Genomic DNA, 16818 nt, shown 5'->3' with positions numbered 1-16818 from the left:
TCTCCGTGACAACTCCGTTATCTCCGTGTTTAAATACCATGAAACTCAACTTCGACCTCAACACCGTTCTTGCTCGCATTGAAGAGGCTATCCGACCGTATCCCAAAGCAGCTATGTTTGATTTGTTTGAACGTGGCTACAATAGTCTCTTCGAACAACTGATTTCGTGCATCGTTTCTATCCGTACGCTCGATGAAACCACGATTCCTGTATCGCTACGGCTTTTTGACCAGGCTCGAACGCCTGAACAACTTCTTACGATAGACATCCCAACGCTGACGGAATTGCTGTACGGCACTACATATCCAGATCAGAAAGCCTACACCATGCGTGGTATTGCCGAACGAATTGTTAATGAATTTGGCGGGCAGCTACCAGCCGATTTTGCTACGTTAATTTCACTAAAAGGTGTCGGCCCGAAGTGCGCCAATCTGGCTCTTGGCGTGGCAACGGGTCAGGCCGCTATCAGTGTAGACGTGCATGTGCATCGGGTTGTGAACCGCTGGGGATACGTACACACGAAGCAACCGGAACAAACGCTGAAAGTATTAGAGAATCAGGTACCACGTGACCAATGGGTGAATATCAATCGGTTACTAATGCCCTTTGGTAAGCACATCTGTACCGGTACTTTGCCACATTGCTCCACTTGCCCGGTTTTGCCCTATTGCGAACAAGTTGGTGTTGAGCGGCATCGTTAAAGCTGTTTGGCGTAGTCTCAGACTACGCCAAACAATATCCTGTAGAAATTATTCGTCTTCCTTAGCTACCATCAGGGCCGTTTTTAGACTGGCTAACGTAGCGCGGCAAGATTTATTAATCTGTTGATACAGCTCGGTTTGTTGCTGGGCTGTCTGCTCAATCACTTCTTTCTCTTTAACCGTGATTTTGTTACCTGCCGCCTGCTCCATTTCTTCCACCGTAGGGCTGGTCGGTCTTACAAGGAGGCTCAATCCATTACTCTCCGTAAGCAAATCCGTTATAGTAGCTCTGTAGCGGCCATACTTCGCTTCAATGGTGAGCGTATAACGTACGTTCTGGTTGTCAATCAAATATAAGGATTTGATAAACAGAATGTTATTTGTCTGATCATATTGCTGTTCGGCACTTAGGGAATCATACTCATGACCAGCCCACACTTTAGCCTGCTCAATTATTTGCTTTGCCTTTCGGGTATTGTCCGGCAATTTGACCAGCTCCTGGTATTGAACCTGGCCTGTTTCGTTGGTTGGTAATTTGACCTGGGCGAAGGCTGTAACTGAGCAGAAAAATAAGAGCAGAAATAGGTATCTCACGTAACTTGATTTTGCGTTAAAATTGATCTTTAGTAAGTCCATATTGGTAAGGGTACATACAGAAATCATAGCCTACTGCCTGACAAAACGAATGGCACATCCACCCCCTTTTGCTAAATGAATGGGCAATTTCGTTTTGCTGTTGACCTGTTTCTTTTCAATCGTATAGGCTTCTGGATTCGTCTGCCAGTCGGCATTGGGGGCATCGAGATACAGCGTAGCTTCATACGTTTTGCCGGGTTCCAGAAAGTTTAGCAGAAGCGTTTGGTCACGACTGGTTTCATCGGTAATTGACCCCAGAAACCAATCGTTTTTTCCTTTGGCTTTACGAGCAATCGTAATGTAATCGCCCGGTTCGGCAGCCACTATTCTCGTGTCATCCCAATCGACTGCTACGTCCCGGATAAACTGAAAAGCATCCAAATGTTTTTCGTAATTCTCCGGCAAATCGGCCGCCATTTGCAACGGGCTATACAGCGTAATGTATAACGCTAACTGCTTGGCCAGCGTCGTGCGGACTCGTGTCGTGCGCGTACTGTCAAACTGGTTCAGTTTGAATCGGAATAAACCCGGTGTGAAATCCATTGGTCCGCCCAACATCCGGGTGAAGGGCAAAATGGTTGTATGTTCGGGTGTAATGCCTAACGTTGGTGCGTTATTAAACTCGCTCCCGCGGGCCGCTTCACTGGCCATCCAGTTCGGATAGGTGCGATGTAGCCCAGTCGGATGAGCCGATTCGTGCGAGTCCACCATAATCTTGTACTGAGCCGCTTTTTCGGCAACCCGTTGATAGTGCCCAACCATCCACTGACCGTCATGATGCTCACCCCGTGGAATAATTCGGCCAACGTAGCCGGTTTTTACCGTATTGATTCCTTCTTTCACCATGTATTGAAAAGCGGCATCCATCCGGCGCTCGTAATTTGTGACCGAGCCAGACGTTTCATGGTGCATAATAATTCGGACGCCCTTCTGTTGGGCGTACTTCGTCAATGAGTCGAGATTATAGTCAGGATAGGGCGTTACGAAATCGAATACGTTTTCTTTCCAGTTACCGAACCAGTCTTCCCAGCCCACGTTCCAGCCTTCGACCAGAACGCCGTCGAAACCGTATTTGGCCGCAAAGTCAATGTACGTTTTTACATTCCGGGTGTTCGCGCCATGTTTGCCCCCTGCTTTTTCCCAAGTCGCTTTGCCGATGTGCATTTCCCACCACATACCCACAAATTTCTGTGGTTTTATCCACGATGAGTCGGGAATGGTAGAAGGTTCGTTGAGATTTAGGATTAATTTGGAACTCAGTATATCCGTCGCTTTGTCGCTGACAATAATCGTTCGCCAGGGCGTTTGGGCGGGCGTTTGTAAGTACGCCTTGTTGCCCACCGCATCCGGGACCAATTGTGTCGTTAAACGTAGTGCTTTCTTATCGAGCCGCAAATGCATAACCGGATAATTAATCAGGGCTGCTTCGTAAATGCTGATGTATAATCCGTCATCGGTTTTGAACAACAGGGGCGATTGGATGACATCAGCACCCGCAAGTGATTTCAACGCAATATCCTTCTCTTTATCAGCGGCCGGAAGTGGGTCTACTTCGCTCAGTTTGGTTGTGTTGTAAAGGTATTCGTTCGTGTCGTAATCGCTTGGTATCCAGAACGTCTTGTGATTGGCAGATAGCGTAAACTGCGTTTTCTCATCATCTACCACAAAATGCGTCAGCGCCGTTTGCTCCGGAAATTCATACCGGAAACCCACCCCATCGTTAAAAACGCGAAACCGCACACGTAGCGAAATGCCTGAACTAGCTTTATCTGTCAGGGTGAGTGCCAATTCGTTATAGTGATTACGAATTTGACTGACCTCGCCCCACACGGGTTTCCAGGTTTCATCAGTCGCAGAAGAATCTATTTTCGCGATAGTGAAAGCACTCAGCGTTACTTTGGGCTTGCTGAAGACAAACCCAAGTCCGGAGGGCTCAATGACCTTTTTACCTTTGTACGAAATTCGATACGTAACGTTTCCGCTGTTTGTGTTGCTGATCGTCAGTAAAACAGATTTATCGGGCGACGAAATAAAAATCGGTTGTTGCGCATACAGCACAGCTACCTGGCAAACGAGTATCAGCGTCGAAAGAAAACGAAAGGTGTTCGCCATATGCGTAGGCTTATACAGTTTTCTGGTTTCGTATGCCTTCGCGTTGCCAGACAATAAAATCGGTTATGGGTGCTTCGGCCAGCATTGGGCGAATGAGCTGAACCACCTGGCCCCGGTGGTAAGCTGCATGGTGACTCATGTGCGTCAGAATATCGAGCAGCGTACTTTGGTATGGATTGCCCTGGGAATTAAGGTACTCCACCATTTGCAACAACTCCCGTTCGGGTATGCCTTCCAGATAACTAACGAGTTTGCGGTGCTGGCGTTCGGCCGTTTCGACCATCCAGCTAACCGGAATGTCTTCCCAGATGGAAACAAATACAGATTCATTCGCCACGCGGCCAAACCACACCTGTTCAGCCGATAAAATGTGGCCCATAACGGCAACCGCTCGTGATGGCGGTTTCGCAACGGTTTCGAGCGCATCAATCACACGTCGATTCGCCCAGAGTTCGTAATCAAGTAAGTGAATCAGGTAGTCTTTCATCGCATTCCCCGTTTAGTGGCCTGATAAAGTGCTTCAACGATGTTCGTTCGGGTATTCAGGTTTGCAAGTTTAGGATTATTTCGGGTGGGATAAACGCGGTTGCATAAAAAGATATAGGTCAGGTTATAAGCAGGATCTGGCTCAACCCAGACGAACGTACCCGTAAAGCCAGAGTGCCCAAAACTGGCTTTGGTTGCCGACTGCGGTGCGTTGCCTGTGTACTTGAATGAAGGCTTGTCGAAGCCCAATCCACGTCGATTACCTAACTCCGGGAACTGGTAGCGCGTAAACTCGGCAATCGTTTTGGCCGAAATAAACTGTTGTCCACCGTAGCTGCCTTTCTGCCGATACATTTCATAGACCTTCATTAAATCATTCGCGTCACCAAACAAACCCGCATGGCCCGACAGCCCATCGAGCATAGCCGCGCCTTCGTCGTGTACGCGTCCCCAGATGAGTGTTTTTCGGAACAGCGAGTCATATTCTGTTGGTACGATCCGATTGAGCGAATAAAACCGGCGCGGTTTGAATGTTAACGTACTGGCACCAAGCGGCCGATAAAAGGTCGTTTTGAGGTAATCCTCAAAATCTACGTCCGTTAGTCGCTTCACGATTTGCGGGTAAAGAATAAACGATAAATCGGAATAAACATACTCCTTCTTCGCGTTCAGGGGCGAGTCCCGGATCTGTTCATAAATCGTCTGCGGGTACTTTCTGAATTCATACAGACTATCGGTCACCTCAATTGGATACCGGCCAGACTCTTCAGTTTTAAACGTTTTTGGTTTCCACGTACCGTCTGGATTTTTGGTATCCATCCAGAAAGGAATCCATGCTTTCAACCGGGCTTGGTGCGTTAATACGTCTCGCCAGAGGAGATTCGCTTTATTCGATTTCTTAAAGCTGGGCAGATAATCTCCCATTTTTCCATTCAGATTGAACTTGCCTTCGTCCACTAAGCGCATCAGGGCAGGGGTCGACGTACTTACTTTCGTCACCGATGCCATGTCGTAGAGGTCGTCCAACTGCACGGGTTTGGGCTCCGCACCGAGGGAGGCATCGTACGTATGCTGACCGTAGGCTTTGCGGAAAATTACTTTGCCATCCTTCGCCATTTGCACCACACAACCCGGAAATGCCTTTTGGGTTAGTCCTACGTTCACTAAGGAGTCAACTTGCTGCGTCAGGAACACACTGTTAATGCCAACCTCTTCGGGAATTGTGTATTTGAGTCGCCCGTTGGATTGAACAGGTATACCATCGCCGATTCGGAAGCGCTGATTGACGGTTACAGGCAATTTTCCTAATGCACCGATAGCCCCGAAAATCAACTGGGCTGACAATTCTTCGGTATACGTTGTGAGTTGATACGGCATGACAATCGCCCGCGCCTGTTCGATGCTCCGACTAGGCTGGGCCGTATCCATCGGAAACGTGAGTTTGTCCAGAACATAGGTATTGCCAAAGACTGTGACGACAGCTTTGCCCGTAGCGACCAACTCGCTAACCAGTCCAGCCGTTTTTGCCTGAAGACCATATTGCACTGCGGGCCGGATGTTGTTCAGGTGAACGTCGACCAGAAGCAGGTTGTAATTCCTGAGTGAATCAAGTACGTGCGCCAGCGTTGAATCGGGGGTTTTGGATGTAATGTTAAAATGGTCGATCTGCGTGTAGTTGCCCGCCATTTGCTGAAACGCCGTGATTTTGTCACTCTCAATTGCCACGGATGCAATGCGCAACGTATCTAATCGCTGCAAGGGCAGCAGGTTTCGGTCGTTTTTCAGAACCGTTAGGCTGGCTTCGGTGAATTTACGGTTGAGCAGCTCATCACGAACAGGATTGATATCGCTCACCAGATTTTCTAGCACGATGGGCTTATACTGATCCAGTCCAACCCAGGCTTTGGCACGTAGCACTTTGAGGCAACGGCTGTCCAAAGCGGCCTGAGTAAGTCGGCCAGTAGCGATAGCCGCCTTGATCTGAGCTAAGGCAGCTGGTACGTCCTCGGTAAATTCCAGTACGTCCATTCCAGCTTCGAGGCCTAATTCGTCGGCTTGCCCGGAAGGGAAGTACTTCGTTACGCCTTTCATGTTCATCGCGTCCGAAAAGACCAGACCCTGAAAACCCAGTTCGTTTTTGAGCAGGTTGGTAACGATGGCAGGGGAGAGTGTTGAGGGGCGATTACGCGTTGTGTCTAAGGCCGGAATGCTCAAATGGGCGATCATTACGCCTGCTGCACCCGCCTTGATTAGCTGCCGGAAGGGGTAGAGTTCGAGTGAATCAAGCTGGGCTCGGCTCTTCGTAATTAAGGGTAAATCGTAGTGCGAGTCGGTACCGGTGTCACCGTGGCCGGGAAAATGCTTAAGACTGGTTAGCAGGTTGTTATCCTGCATGCCGCGCATGTAGGCAAGCGCTTTACGCGAAACGGCATACTTATCTTCGCCAAACGACCGGAAATTAATGACCGGATTGTTCGGGTTGTTATTAACATCGACAGACGGGGCAAAATTAACGTGAACGCCTAAACGACGAGCCTGCTTAGCCAGGTTGGCACCCATCTGGTAAATCAGCGAATCGGAACCCGCGCCCTGCATGGCACCGAGCGTCATCTGGTACGGGTAGCGAACGGTGCTGTCCAGGCGCATGGCCAGCCCCCATTCGGCATCCATGGCGATCAGTAAAGGTACTGGCGAGGCTTTCTGCAGTCGGTTCGTCAGTTGAGCCTGCCGGACGGGGCCACCCTGAAACATCACAACGCCACCCAGTTTATTCGTTTGCACGAGCCTGATCAGCGAATCTTCATAGGTTGGTTTACGGTTTGAATAACCGGCTACCATGATCAACTGGGCAATACGGTCGTCGGGCGACATGTTCGTAAAGACCGAATCAACCCAGCAATTCTGACGGGCATTGAGTTGAAAAAAAGTAGGCGTGGTTGTTTGGGCAAAAGCCGGGAGGGATAAAAGAACGCTGAATAAACCAAACAGAAGGGACCGACAGAAGGGCATGAGCTGATGAATTGAATCTGAAGCCTCAAAAATACGAAAACTATTTCCTACGACTGCCTTAATAAAAACAGCCATGGAATTTTGAACGAAACAAGGAATCGCCTTTACCATAGCTATCAACAAGCATGATAAAGGCGATTCCTATAGTAGTCTATTCGTGAAACTACCTGTTTTACTATCGCTTGTAACGACTGGGGTGCTCGCGCCCTACGCCGAAGCCGTAGCCAAGAGTCAGTGTAATGGTTGAGTTATTGAGGTTATTCCGTGTGCCCCACAAATTAGGCAAATTAGACTGTACATTGCTCAGTCCCAGGTTATAACGGGCATCAATCAAAAAGTGTTGCCGATTGCCCATTCCCCAGTTAAGTTGAAAACCGCCCGTAGCACCTAAGTCCAGGCTGTTGAAATCCTGGGTATTATCATTGTTAATGACCGTAGTAGGGCCCGAAAGGATCTGACCGTCCGTGCGTTTGGCGTTGAGTTTAATCGCCAGGGAAGGTCCAACGAAGACATTGGGCCTGAAATTACCGGATAAGGTGAGAAAATAGCGGGCTACTATCGGAATTTCCAGGTAATTGACGTGTTGGGTAAACTTGTAGCGACCGTCGTCATATTTGGCTCCCCGCTGCATATACATGACGTCAGCTGAAATTCCGAAGTGATTCAGGGAACTGTACATTAAAAAACCACCAGCTGCCAACCCAGGCTTGAATGACATGTGATCTGCATTGCCCCAGTAATTAGACATATTCAAGCCGATACGTGGTCCGGCTGTAAAGCGTTGTTGGGCAAAAGTGCTTGATAGACAGCAGGAAACGAATAGAAAAACTAGTAAAGTAGAGCGTACTGAAATTGGGCGAAACATGGAGAAAACAATAAGTTGATATGCCCGGTTAACGTCTGATGTCCGACAAATGTTTTACCGTTTCAGAAGAATATCTCAGAAATTGCCAAAAACCATAGGTAAAATTGCGGCCAAAATGACTGGGTATACAGGGGTTTTAACGCAACAACCTGGGCGTAATGCTCTTCCTTTATAGGAGAGACAAGCTAGCTTAAAATGCCTGAATGATACGTTGCTACGTCGGCGCCCTGCTGATTAGCTGGTTTGTCAGGTATTACGTTTGTAACTGTGTGAGCAGGTTTAAGCGGAGGCTTCCTGGCTTGCTTGGGCGCGAAGAAGATAAAGTAGATCGCCATGGCCAGCATGAATAGAATAGCGGCTGTAGTGGTCGCAATCCAGAGTGGCCAGAGTCGTTTCGGCGTTGCCGACTCATGAATGCGCTGGTGAAGTGCATCACGTAAATCAGCCATTTGGTCGGTCATTGGCCCGGCCGCCAGCGTAGACGCCGTTTGCTGCATGGCTTCCAAACCTGACAATGCGTCGGCGTAAAAGGGATTTTCCAGCAAAATTCGCTCTACACGGTGCCGGGCCGGGCCGCTCAGCTGGCCGGCCTGATAAGCCCGTAAATCGTCGAATGTCAGTTGGTCGTTCATATCAATAAGTAACGCGGGTGGAAACCCGTGTTTAAGCTACTTGCGGGTTTCCACCCGCGTTACTTTTGCATACAAATTTTCAAATTTCGGCGGCCATTTTGCAAGTAACTTTTCACTTGTTTCAGGTCGTAACCCGTTATATCGGCCACTTCGGTGTACGTTTTTCGGTCCAGATAAAACAGCGTCAGGCAGGTTTGTTGCTCCGGTGGCAATGTTTGCAGGCAACTTTCCATACGGCTCAGGTCTTCCTCCAGGTCCGAGTCAGTTGTTTCATCAATCAATAATTTATTCAGTGACTCATCATCGATTTCATCAACGCCGTTAGTAACCAGTGTTGTTTTTGGATGAGCCTGGTTTTTACGGAGTTGCATCAGGCAATAGTTGCGGGCAACGCTGTGGAGCCAGGCACCAAACTGCTGCACATCATGACGTAGCAGGTCGGTCACTAATTGCTCGAAGAGATGCATAACGGCATCTTTTGCTTCGTCTTCGTCGCGCAGGTAATTGTAACAAACAGCGTAGATCAGTTCCATATGCCGCTCGTAAAGTTCACCCAACACGGCCAAATCGCCCGTGGCGCGGTAAGCCGCGACATACTCCAGATCGGTAGTGGGTTTGGGTTTACGAAATCGCTTTAGGAACATGCGCTGCCAGGCTACTTACTGTATAGATGCAGGAACGGACTAAATTCCACACGATTGTTTCGGCACCCTATAAAGTTAGCTCAGAAAAGCCGGGAAACGAATGTTGTGGAATCAATCGTGATCGCTGGACCAGGTAGCCGCCAGTTGATTAACCCGGCGCAGCCAGAATCGCTTCCCTTCCTTATTCCAGTGGCCATCGCCAAGATGGTACCATTCCGGGTGTTGCCGCAACGTATCAATCATGGTCAGGATTGGTGCCTGTAAGCGCGGATTGGCTTCAATGCGCTCAATCTGATGATTATACTGACCATAGGTCGGGTCCAGGATCGTCACCTTGTTGGGGATCATACACACATAAACTTCATCGAAACCCATGTGCAGGTAATGTTGCCGGATGGTATTTAAATTGGTGACCAGCGTATCGAGCCGTTGATCTGACAGCGGACGAAAAGCGCTGAGGATGTATTCGTTATTGGCTTCAGGCTGGTAAAAAAGGTGCTTCTTATCCTGCGAAATAACAGCTCCCGGCACTCGCCCAAACAAATCGAGCAATAACTGCGCTTTCATCTCTTTGAACCAGATGAACGGTCTTGTATTGAACAGCAAGAATTCAAGCCTCTGGTTTATATCACTAGCGAAACGAGCTAATAACCAACTCTTTACTGTACTTTCTTCGACAGGTTTTGGCTGGGCAACAACCGGCTGGGCCGTTTGGGCAAATCCATTCTGAATGTATATCTTTTCGTAATCAGGCTTGTATAACCGCTCCTGAAGTACACGTTCGATAAACTCAATGACCAGAATATTTTTTTTGGTTGTGTCCAGTGGGGCAACCGTCGGGGCATCCTTTTCGCCGACCCAAACGTGCCTATTACGTCCACCCGCGTAGTAAACCGTATCCATTGCCGTGAAGCTGTCGCCTATTGTATACAGATGGACATCCTTATGCTTCTTGGGAATGTCGGCGTCAACCAGATTGGTATTTTCGCCGAAATTCGCTTCCCGAAAGGCTCTGAGGTTGGTTATGTTATACAAATCCCCATGACTGTACTGGTTGGGGATCAGGTGTTTTTGGTCCAGCCACCGTTGTGTTTCGGGCGAAAGTGCTACGAAGAGGATGCCGCCTGATGCCACCAGAAAAAACCATTTTAATACGTTACTGATCATAGCGTTGCGGTCAGAACTGGAAGTAAATGAATTGGTTGGCCGTAAAGACGCCGAAGAAATAGCAAATGAAGACTAACACGGGTATTGCAATCCAGAAAGCCCGGTTATCTGCCTGTTTGATAAACGAAATCCAGCGGTTCTCCACCAGCAAACAGGCCATTAGCAAAAAGCAAAAAACAAGTTCGGCGGGCTGGATAGCGGCCTGAATCGGCTCTGTGTAGTTGAACGACAGTATTTTGCGTAAAATCATAAACGCGTCCCCCGTGGTATTGGCCCGGAAAAATACCCACGTCAGTGTAACCAGTGTAAAGGTCAGAAACTGGTTTGTCAGATGACCGAGATTGACAGAACTAAAGCTATTTTGTTTGTATTTTACCTGTGGGGATGCCGGGGTAATCGGGCTTTGTTTTGACCACAGCTGCCCCACCACCAGGTAAAATCCGTGCAGAAGTCCCCAGATAATAAATTTCCAGTCGGCACCATGCCAGAGGCCACTCAAGCCAAATATGATAAACGTATTCAGGTACGTTCGAGGGGCTGACCGGCGGTTTCCTCCCAGCGGAATATAGACATAATCGCGAAACCAGGTAGACAGCGAAATATGCCAGCGACGCCAGAAATCGCTGATCGATGCGGCCAGATAAGGCATGTTGAAGTTCTGCATCATTTTGATGCCCAATACGTTACCGGCGCCAATGGCAATGTCGGTATAGCCCGAAAAGTCGCAGTAAATCTGAATCGAATAAAAGACGGCCGCCAGCAATAGTGTCGAACTGCCGGTTGTGGTGGCATGGCTAAACGCCGGGTCGACAACCAGCGCCATGCGGTCGGCAATAACCACTTTTTTGATGAATCCACCCGCCATTTGCAGCAACCCATGCCGGACCCGAACCCAGTCAAATGCATGAAAATAGCGGAACTGGTGGAGCACATTTTGCGGTCGCTCAATGGGCCCCGCCACTAGCTGCGGATAGAAGAGGACGTACAGCGCGTAAATGCCCAAATTTCGTTCCGCTACCTGATTACCCCGATAAACTTCGATGGTGTAGCTGATCGACTGAAAGGTGTGAAACGACAAGCCGATGGGTAGCAAAATTCCCGGTAACAACTCGCCCATCATGGGAATAGGATTTTCCTTGCCGAAACTGTGCAGCATCAGCGTAAGCTGCTCATTGAAGAAATCGTAATATTTGAAAAAGACCAGTAGTCCGATGTTCGCTATGAGGCTGACAACCAGCAATAATTTTCGGCGAGCACCCTGCGATTGTTCAATATAGATGCCGGCAACGTAGTCAATCAGGATAACGCCCCCCAGAATAAGCAGGTAAGCCGGAATGAATGCCATGTAGAAATAACAGCTGGCAATCAGGAGCAACACCCACCGTCCACGTAGCGGTAAACTAAAGTAAGCCAGTGTGGTGAACGCAAAAAATAACAGAAAATGTAATGAATTGAAGAGCATTACTAACGTTACGGGAAAGAAAAAAGACTACAAAGGAATCACTATATTAAGTGGGAAACAAATTTGGTTACACACTGACCATAAGGTGATTGGTCGCTTTTTTGATACAAATATAGGCGCAGAACGAGTTTATTGAACCTAAACCTAGCTGACGGTATAACTTTCACTACGTATTGGGAGTTGTGAGAAAACAGTAATTACGCATCCGTATGAAGTATACACTATGGCTCAGCTTACTACTGACGACTGGATTGTTTACCCAGGCTAATCAGGCTGTTGCCTTCTCAAAATCTATCTTATTGGTTGATACGTATCAGTCCGATCAAGGGCCGGTAAAAAATAAGAAAAGGTCTAAGGGTGAGCCCCTAAAAATGAACATTGGCATGGATTCAACCTCACCCCAAAATCGTAAACAACGGCGGCTCAATCCTGACTCACTACGTCGGGGTGGGGCTACAAAAGTTGACACTGTCCGGCGGTAGATGAGTAACGCAGGTTAATCTGCTTTTGATTTTATTTACCAGTAAACCAACGAAACGTTATGATCAAGTTAGTAATTGCGGCCATGCTAGTGTCTAGCACAGCCTTTGCGCAACAAGCCCAGACACCCTCAGATAACAAACGAGCTGGTGTCGCCGAGAAGGCCTCCGGATCAACAGAATCGACAACCCGATCTCAATCAAAAACGGCAGTTGCTGCGTCAACGCGCCCATTACCACAACCTTCTATGAAGGAAAAACTGGAAAGTGGCGATCGGGCTATTCCCAGTTATAAAAAGGAGAAAGACGCAGGGGTCCATAAAGGAAGGGCTAAATATCCAGCTAAACAGACAGCTGGCGGGGCACCAAAGAAAAGTTAGTAAATTGGATCGTGTTTAACTTCCCGAAATCTCTAAGCTTTCGGGAAGTTTTGTGTAAGGCTATTTCTCCTTTTCCCGTTTGGCTTTACGTTCAGCTTTTCGCTTGGCGCGTTTCTGCTGTCGTGCCTCTTTCCGCTTGGCTCGTTCGGCTTTTCGCTCTGCCTTTCTTTCTTCCCGCTTTTCCTTGAAGTCCTCTTTAAACGTCTTGAACGCATCTTTCAGCGTGATATTATTGTCGAACTCACCCCGAAAGGCTTCAATGTACGCATTACGCAGTACACCGAAAATCGTTGGCCAGGTAGCGGTTTCAATATTTTCGATGGTGCCGTTGAGGGGAATACGTGTCGCTACCTGATCGCGTTTCTGGTTTTTTAGAATAGCCGTTCCGCCCTGGGCAATAAGTTCGGTAAAGAATTTACCTACCGATCGGCCTTCGTGTTCATTGATTTTGAAGATCTTCATCCCTTTAGTAAGGGGCTTCAGGTAGCCATTCAGCTTACTGTTGAGCATGGCCATCTCACTGTAAACGCTCACCGTGCCGCGCTCGAAGTCAAGATTAGCATACTCACGAGCTAATGGATTAAGCTTAACCAACTGGAGATTGCTGAACCGGAGTTTATAGTCTAGATCCGGGACAACTTTCAGCAAATTCATATTGGCATCGAAGTTCATCGTTCCACCATAGCCCGGCACATCTCCTGAGGCTGTTACCGGAGAGGGGAGTTTGTTATCCTTGTCCTCAACATTACGTATGTTCCGAATTTCACCCTGAAATTTCTGGAGTGATAAATCTGCCCGTGGCTGGGTGATTAAACTCGTCAGGTTGACTTTGCCATTGATGACCGCAAACCGGTTGATATTAATCGGCAACAGCTTTTTCAAATAAGCTGTCCAGTCTACTTCGGCCCCCGTCTGGCTCTGGGATTCACTCTCGCTAAAGGCAAAGTTAATTTCAGGCTCGTAGCACTCGACTTCACTCACCAACTTCCCTTTGAACAACGATTTCCACTCGACAGATAAATCGGTTTTGGGAATGAACACAAAGGGCTCTTTGATTTTGCCGTTGATCTTGCGAATACGCAGATCGTCAAGCTGGTAGGCGCCCCGAATGAGGTGAATATCCAAATCTTCGACGTGGCCGGTATAACCGCCCATGTCGGCCAGGGTTTTATTAACGTAACGAAGTACGAAATACGGCAGGAGCAGCCGGGCAATAATTAGTAGAACGACAAGCGCAATCAGAATTTTGGTTGTGCGTTTCAAAACGTTGCGTGATTGGTGTAACGTTTTAGTAAACAAGCAGACAGCCCCCTAAGGTTTTGAAAATCTTAGGAGGCTGTCTGTCTGGAAATTACCTATCGGTTGTTTGGTGAAAACTTTCGGCCATCGAGTGTGGTGTACTTAAAGTCGGTCGAGCCATCGAAACGAGCCTCGTCAAAGCTTGTACCACGGGGCAGGTGGGTATATTTAAAATCGGCATTCCGGTTAAAGCGAGCCTGTTTAAAACTAACGCTTTCATCGAACTTCGTGTATTTGAAGTCTGCATACTGCTCAAACGCTGCTTTCTGGAATGACGATGACTCATCAAATTTCGTGTATTTGAAATCCGCGTAGTCCCGGAACGTAGACCCGCTGAAATCGGCCGCATTGCTGAATTTGGCGTATTTAAACAGCGCTACTTCGCGGAAGGTGTTATCAGTGAAAATGGCCCGTTGCTGGAAATGGGAGTATTTGAACGTAGCATCGTCGTCAAAAATGCAGTTCTCGATCGTTACAGCCTCATTGAAGTCGGCGTTATAAACGATACTGTTTGTTCTCAGAATCTTTCTGTCCTGATCCTCATTGTAATAGGCCAGGAATTTACCTTTGAACGTGCAGTGCTTGAAGGAAATCGGCGATTCCACGACACTCAGAAACTCTCGTGAATCACCTTTCCAACTGCCCTCTCTTACTTCTTTTCGGTTGGATAAATTGGTCAGATCAAGATCGCCGGTAATGGTGGCATTTTGATATGAAACGGCTTCTTTTCGATTGATTTTTGCGATAATATCCTTGGCATCAACGGTTGTTTGGGCCAAAGCAGGGGCCAGCGCGATAAGGGCAAGCAGGAGGGACGTAACGAATAGTTTCATGGGACGTATTGGCTTGTGTTTTCTTAAAGATGCAGTCAGGCAAAAGAACGTTGCGTGGGCACTAAAAACAAACCCGTCAACTCTACATGTAGAGTTGACGGGTTTGTGAATTTTCTGGCTGCAGCTTTTCAGTCTCGATACTAGTCTATTCCAGCCACATCACCTTTTCGTAAGCAACTTCATAGTCCATTTCTTCGAGGGGAACTATCCCGGCAAAATGCCCGGTTTCGTCCGTTCGGATGGCGTTCCAGCGGCCTGATGCATCCCGTAGCAAAAGGCGATAGCCATAGAGCGGATGTAACGTATCTCCATCCGTGCGGTGATCCCAACCAGTTTGCAATTCGATAGCAAACGCAATCCGGTCCATAACTTCATGCATCTGGCCCGCCAGACTGTCGGCGCCATCTAATTCCTCAATCCATAACACCAACCCGTCGGTTCCCCAATCAAAATGGAGTTGAGCGGGTGTCAAGGTGATAATCGAAGCGTTCATAACGTTTTGTTGGTTTACGGTTTATGGTATTCAGTTTTTGGTTGAATACCATAAACCAATGCTAGGCAAGCATCTTCAAGGCCGGAGCTGCTATAGTTTCGGTCTCTTGTTCTTCGCGCCATTTGCGGAGCCAGAACCGGTATTTTTTTCGGCCGTACTCCATAAAGCCCGGAATTGACGTTGCCTCTACAGCAAAGAGTCGGTAGGGCCGTTGTTTCATGATGCCGATGAATACGAACCGAAACTGACGCGTCATATCCCACTCCTGGCTATCAGCATGGCGCAGACTGTCTACGTAGAAAGCCGCCTGCCGATCGTAGTCATAGGTGTAACACGATTCCAGGAACTGCGCCTGTGTTCGGGCAGAGGTGGTTTTAAGATCAATGATCAGGGCGTTACGTCGTTTCTGGCTGGTATACACCATGTCCAGTCGCGATTTGCAGGCCACCCCCGTGGTTGGTTCTGTAAACAACACAACGCGCTCCCGCTCCGACATGCGTAGGTAACGTTTGCAGAATGCATCCTGCCGAATGGTTTGCATCAACTTTTTTAGTTGCTCCGTCTGGGCAGGTGCTAATGCATCTGACGCGGGCTGTGTCAACGGATCGACCATATCGGGCAGAAACTGCGACAATACGGTGCCTACCGTTTCGGGTTCGAGCAAATGCTGATGAAAAGCGCGCCCGAAAACTTTTGTTTTCTCCGGAATGAATCGCGAAGAAGGCGACGACCAATAGCCCAGATGTTCTTCTTTTAATCGCGTTAAATCAGAGTTGGAGACACGTAGCAGCGAACGATACTCATCGCCAGGCATAAAAATTGGCGGAACTGCCTGTCTGGAAATTGGGGAAGCTAACATAGAATCAATGTTTGCATGCACAGAATGAGTAGGTGTCTCCTGTGCGGAAGAGACACCTACTTAGATAAAACCTCACTTTCTATCAATTAACCCACTGCCAATAGCCGATCGTCGGCCTCACCAAGCTCTTCGACCGGGATGGCAAACGGGTTGTAGTAGTACATCGCGGTTTTGATATTGGCGATGTCGGTAAGTGTTTCCTGACGGAAAATTTTCGCTTCCTGCGCAAATTGTTTCAGCTCAGCCGTTTGCTCGGCGTTACCAATTTTGTAGGAGAACGTAGCGATGTAGTAGACACCTTTGGGTTGAACTTTCGTGTATTCTTTTTTCTCGGCTACGGCCGTAATCACTACGTCGGCCAAGGTCAGGTCGTCGTAATACAGCGGTTCGATGAGCCGAAAAATATTATCGACAGAATAGCCATGAAACAGCAGGGCTGACAAGCAGTTTTTATCGTCGATAAAGAAAATTTCTGCCCAGTTTTTGGTACCCATGTTTAGGATATTGTCCGTGAAGATGCGCCAGGCAATGGGTTGAAAGGTGAGGGTGCGGCCCAGCTTCTCCGTACCATTGATATTGAACACACCTTCCTTGGCGTCGAACCGATATTGACGCGGATGACCTTCCAAATATTTGTACTTATTGACCACTTCGCCGGTCAACTCATTAATCTTTTGGTACGGTTTCAGAGCGATATCGCTTTGAATTGTCGAAAGTTGGCTTTTGTTTTGTGTGTTCATTAGTATTTGTTGTTTACTGTT

At 48.1% G+C, this 16818-nt stretch carries 17 protein-coding genes; 3 read left to right on the top strand and 14 right to left on the bottom strand.

The features are described 5' to 3' along the window. Positions 1-38: 38 nt before the first annotated feature. On the top strand, positions 39-701 hold the full coding sequence (locus tag BM202_RS13045; protein ID WP_093826679.1) for an endonuclease III domain-containing protein: 663 nt from the start codon (positions 39-41) through the stop codon (positions 699-701). Positions 702-749: 48 nt separating this feature from the next. On the opposite strand, the gene BM202_RS13040 is transcribed toward BM202_RS13045, so the two are convergent. The 9 genes from BM202_RS13040 to BM202_RS13000 form a co-directional block, all read right to left on the bottom strand. Then, positions 750-1295: a DUF4468 domain-containing protein gene (locus BM202_RS13040; RefSeq protein ID WP_093827254.1), complete on the bottom strand. Its 546-nt coding sequence runs from the start codon at positions 1293-1295 to the stop codon at positions 750-752. A 72-nt stretch (positions 1296-1367) separates the two neighbouring features. Further along, positions 1368-3449: a glycoside hydrolase family 97 protein gene (locus BM202_RS13035; protein WP_093826677.1), complete on the bottom strand. Its 2082-nt coding sequence runs from the start codon at positions 3447-3449 to the stop codon at positions 1368-1370. Between the two features lie 10 nt (positions 3450-3459). Further along, positions 3460-3936, bottom strand: coding sequence for a DinB family protein (locus tag BM202_RS13030; protein ID WP_093826675.1), 477 nt, complete (start codon positions 3934-3936; stop codon positions 3460-3462). Further along, the gene (locus tag BM202_RS13025) at positions 3933-6944 is read right to left on the bottom strand and encodes a serine hydrolase domain-containing protein (protein WP_093827252.1); all 3012 of its coding nucleotides are present in this window, start codon (positions 6942-6944) and stop codon (positions 3933-3935) included. Before BM202_RS13025 ends, BM202_RS13030 begins: the two co-directional genes overlap by 4 nt. 175 nt (positions 6945-7119) lie before the next feature. After that, on the bottom strand, positions 7120-7809 hold the full coding sequence (locus BM202_RS13020; RefSeq protein WP_093826673.1) for a porin family protein: 690 nt from the start codon (positions 7807-7809) through the stop codon (positions 7120-7122). Positions 7810-7994: 185 nt separating this feature from the next. Then, positions 7995-8441: a hypothetical protein gene (locus BM202_RS13015; protein WP_245776653.1), complete on the bottom strand. Its 447-nt coding sequence runs from the start codon at positions 8439-8441 to the stop codon at positions 7995-7997. A 59-nt stretch (positions 8442-8500) separates the two neighbouring features. Then, positions 8501-9085: an RNA polymerase sigma factor gene (locus BM202_RS13010; RefSeq protein WP_093826669.1), complete on the bottom strand. Its 585-nt coding sequence runs from the start codon at positions 9083-9085 to the stop codon at positions 8501-8503. 111 nt (positions 9086-9196) lie between these two features. After that, a complete protein-coding gene (locus tag BM202_RS13005) occupies positions 9197-10252 on the bottom strand; it encodes an alginate O-acetyltransferase AlgX-related protein (RefSeq protein ID WP_093826667.1) in 1056 nt (351 codons plus the stop codon). Between the two features lie 10 nt (positions 10253-10262). After that, positions 10263-11714: an MBOAT family O-acyltransferase gene (locus tag BM202_RS13000; RefSeq protein WP_093826665.1), complete on the bottom strand. Its 1452-nt coding sequence runs from the start codon at positions 11712-11714 to the stop codon at positions 10263-10265. Between the two features lie 209 nt (positions 11715-11923). Between BM202_RS13000 and BM202_RS12995 the strand changes: the two genes are divergently transcribed. Together BM202_RS12995 and BM202_RS12990 are read left to right on the top strand one after the other, a co-directional pair. After that, entirely contained in the window at positions 11924-12196 is a 273-nt protein-coding gene (locus BM202_RS12995) for a hypothetical protein (protein ID WP_093826662.1), read from the top strand. Positions 12197-12255: 59 nt separating this feature from the next. Beyond that, complete coding sequence (locus tag BM202_RS12990; protein ID WP_093826660.1) at positions 12256-12573, top strand: hypothetical protein; 318 nt, start codon at positions 12256-12258, stop codon at positions 12571-12573. Positions 12574-12633: 60 nt separating this feature from the next. Here BM202_RS12990 and BM202_RS12985 read toward each other — a convergent pair whose 3' ends face one another. The 5 genes from BM202_RS12985 to BM202_RS12965 all read right to left on the bottom strand — a co-directional run bounded on the left by BM202_RS12985 (position 12634) and on the right by BM202_RS12965 (position 16797). Then, positions 12634-13836 (bottom strand): DUF748 domain-containing protein, encoded by a 1203-nt coding sequence (locus tag BM202_RS12985; RefSeq protein ID WP_093827250.1) that lies wholly within the window; start codon positions 13834-13836, stop codon positions 12634-12636. Positions 13837-13928: 92 nt separating this feature from the next. After that, a complete protein-coding gene (locus BM202_RS12980) occupies positions 13929-14705 on the bottom strand; it encodes a pentapeptide repeat-containing protein (RefSeq protein ID WP_093826658.1) in 777 nt (258 codons plus the stop codon). 145 nt (positions 14706-14850) lie between these two features. Next, complete coding sequence (locus tag BM202_RS12975; protein WP_093826657.1) at positions 14851-15198, bottom strand: hypothetical protein; 348 nt, start codon at positions 15196-15198, stop codon at positions 14851-14853. Positions 15199-15259: 61 nt separating this feature from the next. Then, positions 15260-16057, bottom strand: coding sequence for a PD-(D/E)XK nuclease-like domain-containing protein (locus BM202_RS12970; protein WP_093826655.1), 798 nt, complete (start codon positions 16055-16057; stop codon positions 15260-15262). 86 nt (positions 16058-16143) lie between these two features. Then, entirely contained in the window at positions 16144-16797 is a 654-nt protein-coding gene (locus tag BM202_RS12965; RefSeq protein ID WP_093826653.1) for a hypothetical protein, read from the bottom strand. Between the last annotated feature and the right edge of the window lie 21 nt (positions 16798-16818).

Origin of the sequence: Spirosoma endophyticum, from assembly GCF_900112365.1 — a bacterium.
In the GTDB taxonomy this organism is placed as follows: domain Bacteria; phylum Bacteroidota; class Bacteroidia; order Cytophagales; family Spirosomataceae; genus Spirosoma; species Spirosoma endophyticum.
Note: the sequence above shows the minus strand (reverse complement) of the source record. Positions and strands in the feature narration are given on the sequence as shown.

What these genes read in the sequence shown, in the direction of transcription:
- BM202_RS13015 (WP_245776653.1), bottom strand. Translation starts at nt 8,441, where the DNA reads ATGAACGACCAACTGACATTCGACGATTTACGGGCTTATCAGGCCGGC.
- BM202_RS13000 (WP_093826665.1), bottom strand. Translation starts at nt 11,714, where the DNA reads ATGCTCTTCAATTCATTACATTTTCTGTTATTTTTTGCGTTCACCACA.
- BM202_RS12970 (WP_093826655.1), bottom strand. Translation starts at nt 16,057, where the DNA reads ATGTTAGCTTCCCCAATTTCCAGACAGGCAGTTCCGCCAATTTTTATG.
- BM202_RS13045 (WP_093826679.1), top strand. Translation starts at nt 39, where the DNA reads ATGAAACTCAACTTCGACCTCAACACCGTTCTTGCTCGCATTGAAGAG.
- BM202_RS12995 (WP_093826662.1), top strand. Translation starts at nt 11,924, where the DNA reads ATGAAGTATACACTATGGCTCAGCTTACTACTGACGACTGGATTGTTT.
- BM202_RS13035 (WP_093826677.1), bottom strand. Translation starts at nt 3,449, where the DNA reads ATGGCGAACACCTTTCGTTTTCTTTCGACGCTGATACTCGTTTGCCAG.
- BM202_RS13020 (WP_093826673.1), bottom strand. Translation starts at nt 7,809, where the DNA reads ATGTTTCGCCCAATTTCAGTACGCTCTACTTTACTAGTTTTTCTATTC.
- BM202_RS13005 (WP_093826667.1), bottom strand. Translation starts at nt 10,252, where the DNA reads ATGATCAGTAACGTATTAAAATGGTTTTTTCTGGTGGCATCAGGCGGC.
- BM202_RS13030 (WP_093826675.1), bottom strand. Translation starts at nt 3,936, where the DNA reads ATGAAAGACTACCTGATTCACTTACTTGATTACGAACTCTGGGCGAAT.
- BM202_RS13010 (WP_093826669.1), bottom strand. Translation starts at nt 9,085, where the DNA reads ATGTTCCTAAAGCGATTTCGTAAACCCAAACCCACTACCGATCTGGAG.
- BM202_RS12975 (WP_093826657.1), bottom strand. Translation starts at nt 15,198, where the DNA reads ATGAACGCTTCGATTATCACCTTGACACCCGCTCAACTCCATTTTGAT.
- BM202_RS13025 (WP_093827252.1), bottom strand. Translation starts at nt 6,944, where the DNA reads ATGCCCTTCTGTCGGTCCCTTCTGTTTGGTTTATTCAGCGTTCTTTTA.
- BM202_RS12965 (WP_093826653.1), bottom strand. Translation starts at nt 16,797, where the DNA reads ATGAACACACAAAACAAAAGCCAACTTTCGACAATTCAAAGCGATATC.
- BM202_RS12990 (WP_093826660.1), top strand. Translation starts at nt 12,256, where the DNA reads ATGATCAAGTTAGTAATTGCGGCCATGCTAGTGTCTAGCACAGCCTTT.
- BM202_RS12980 (WP_093826658.1), bottom strand. Translation starts at nt 14,705, where the DNA reads ATGAAACTATTCGTTACGTCCCTCCTGCTTGCCCTTATCGCGCTGGCC.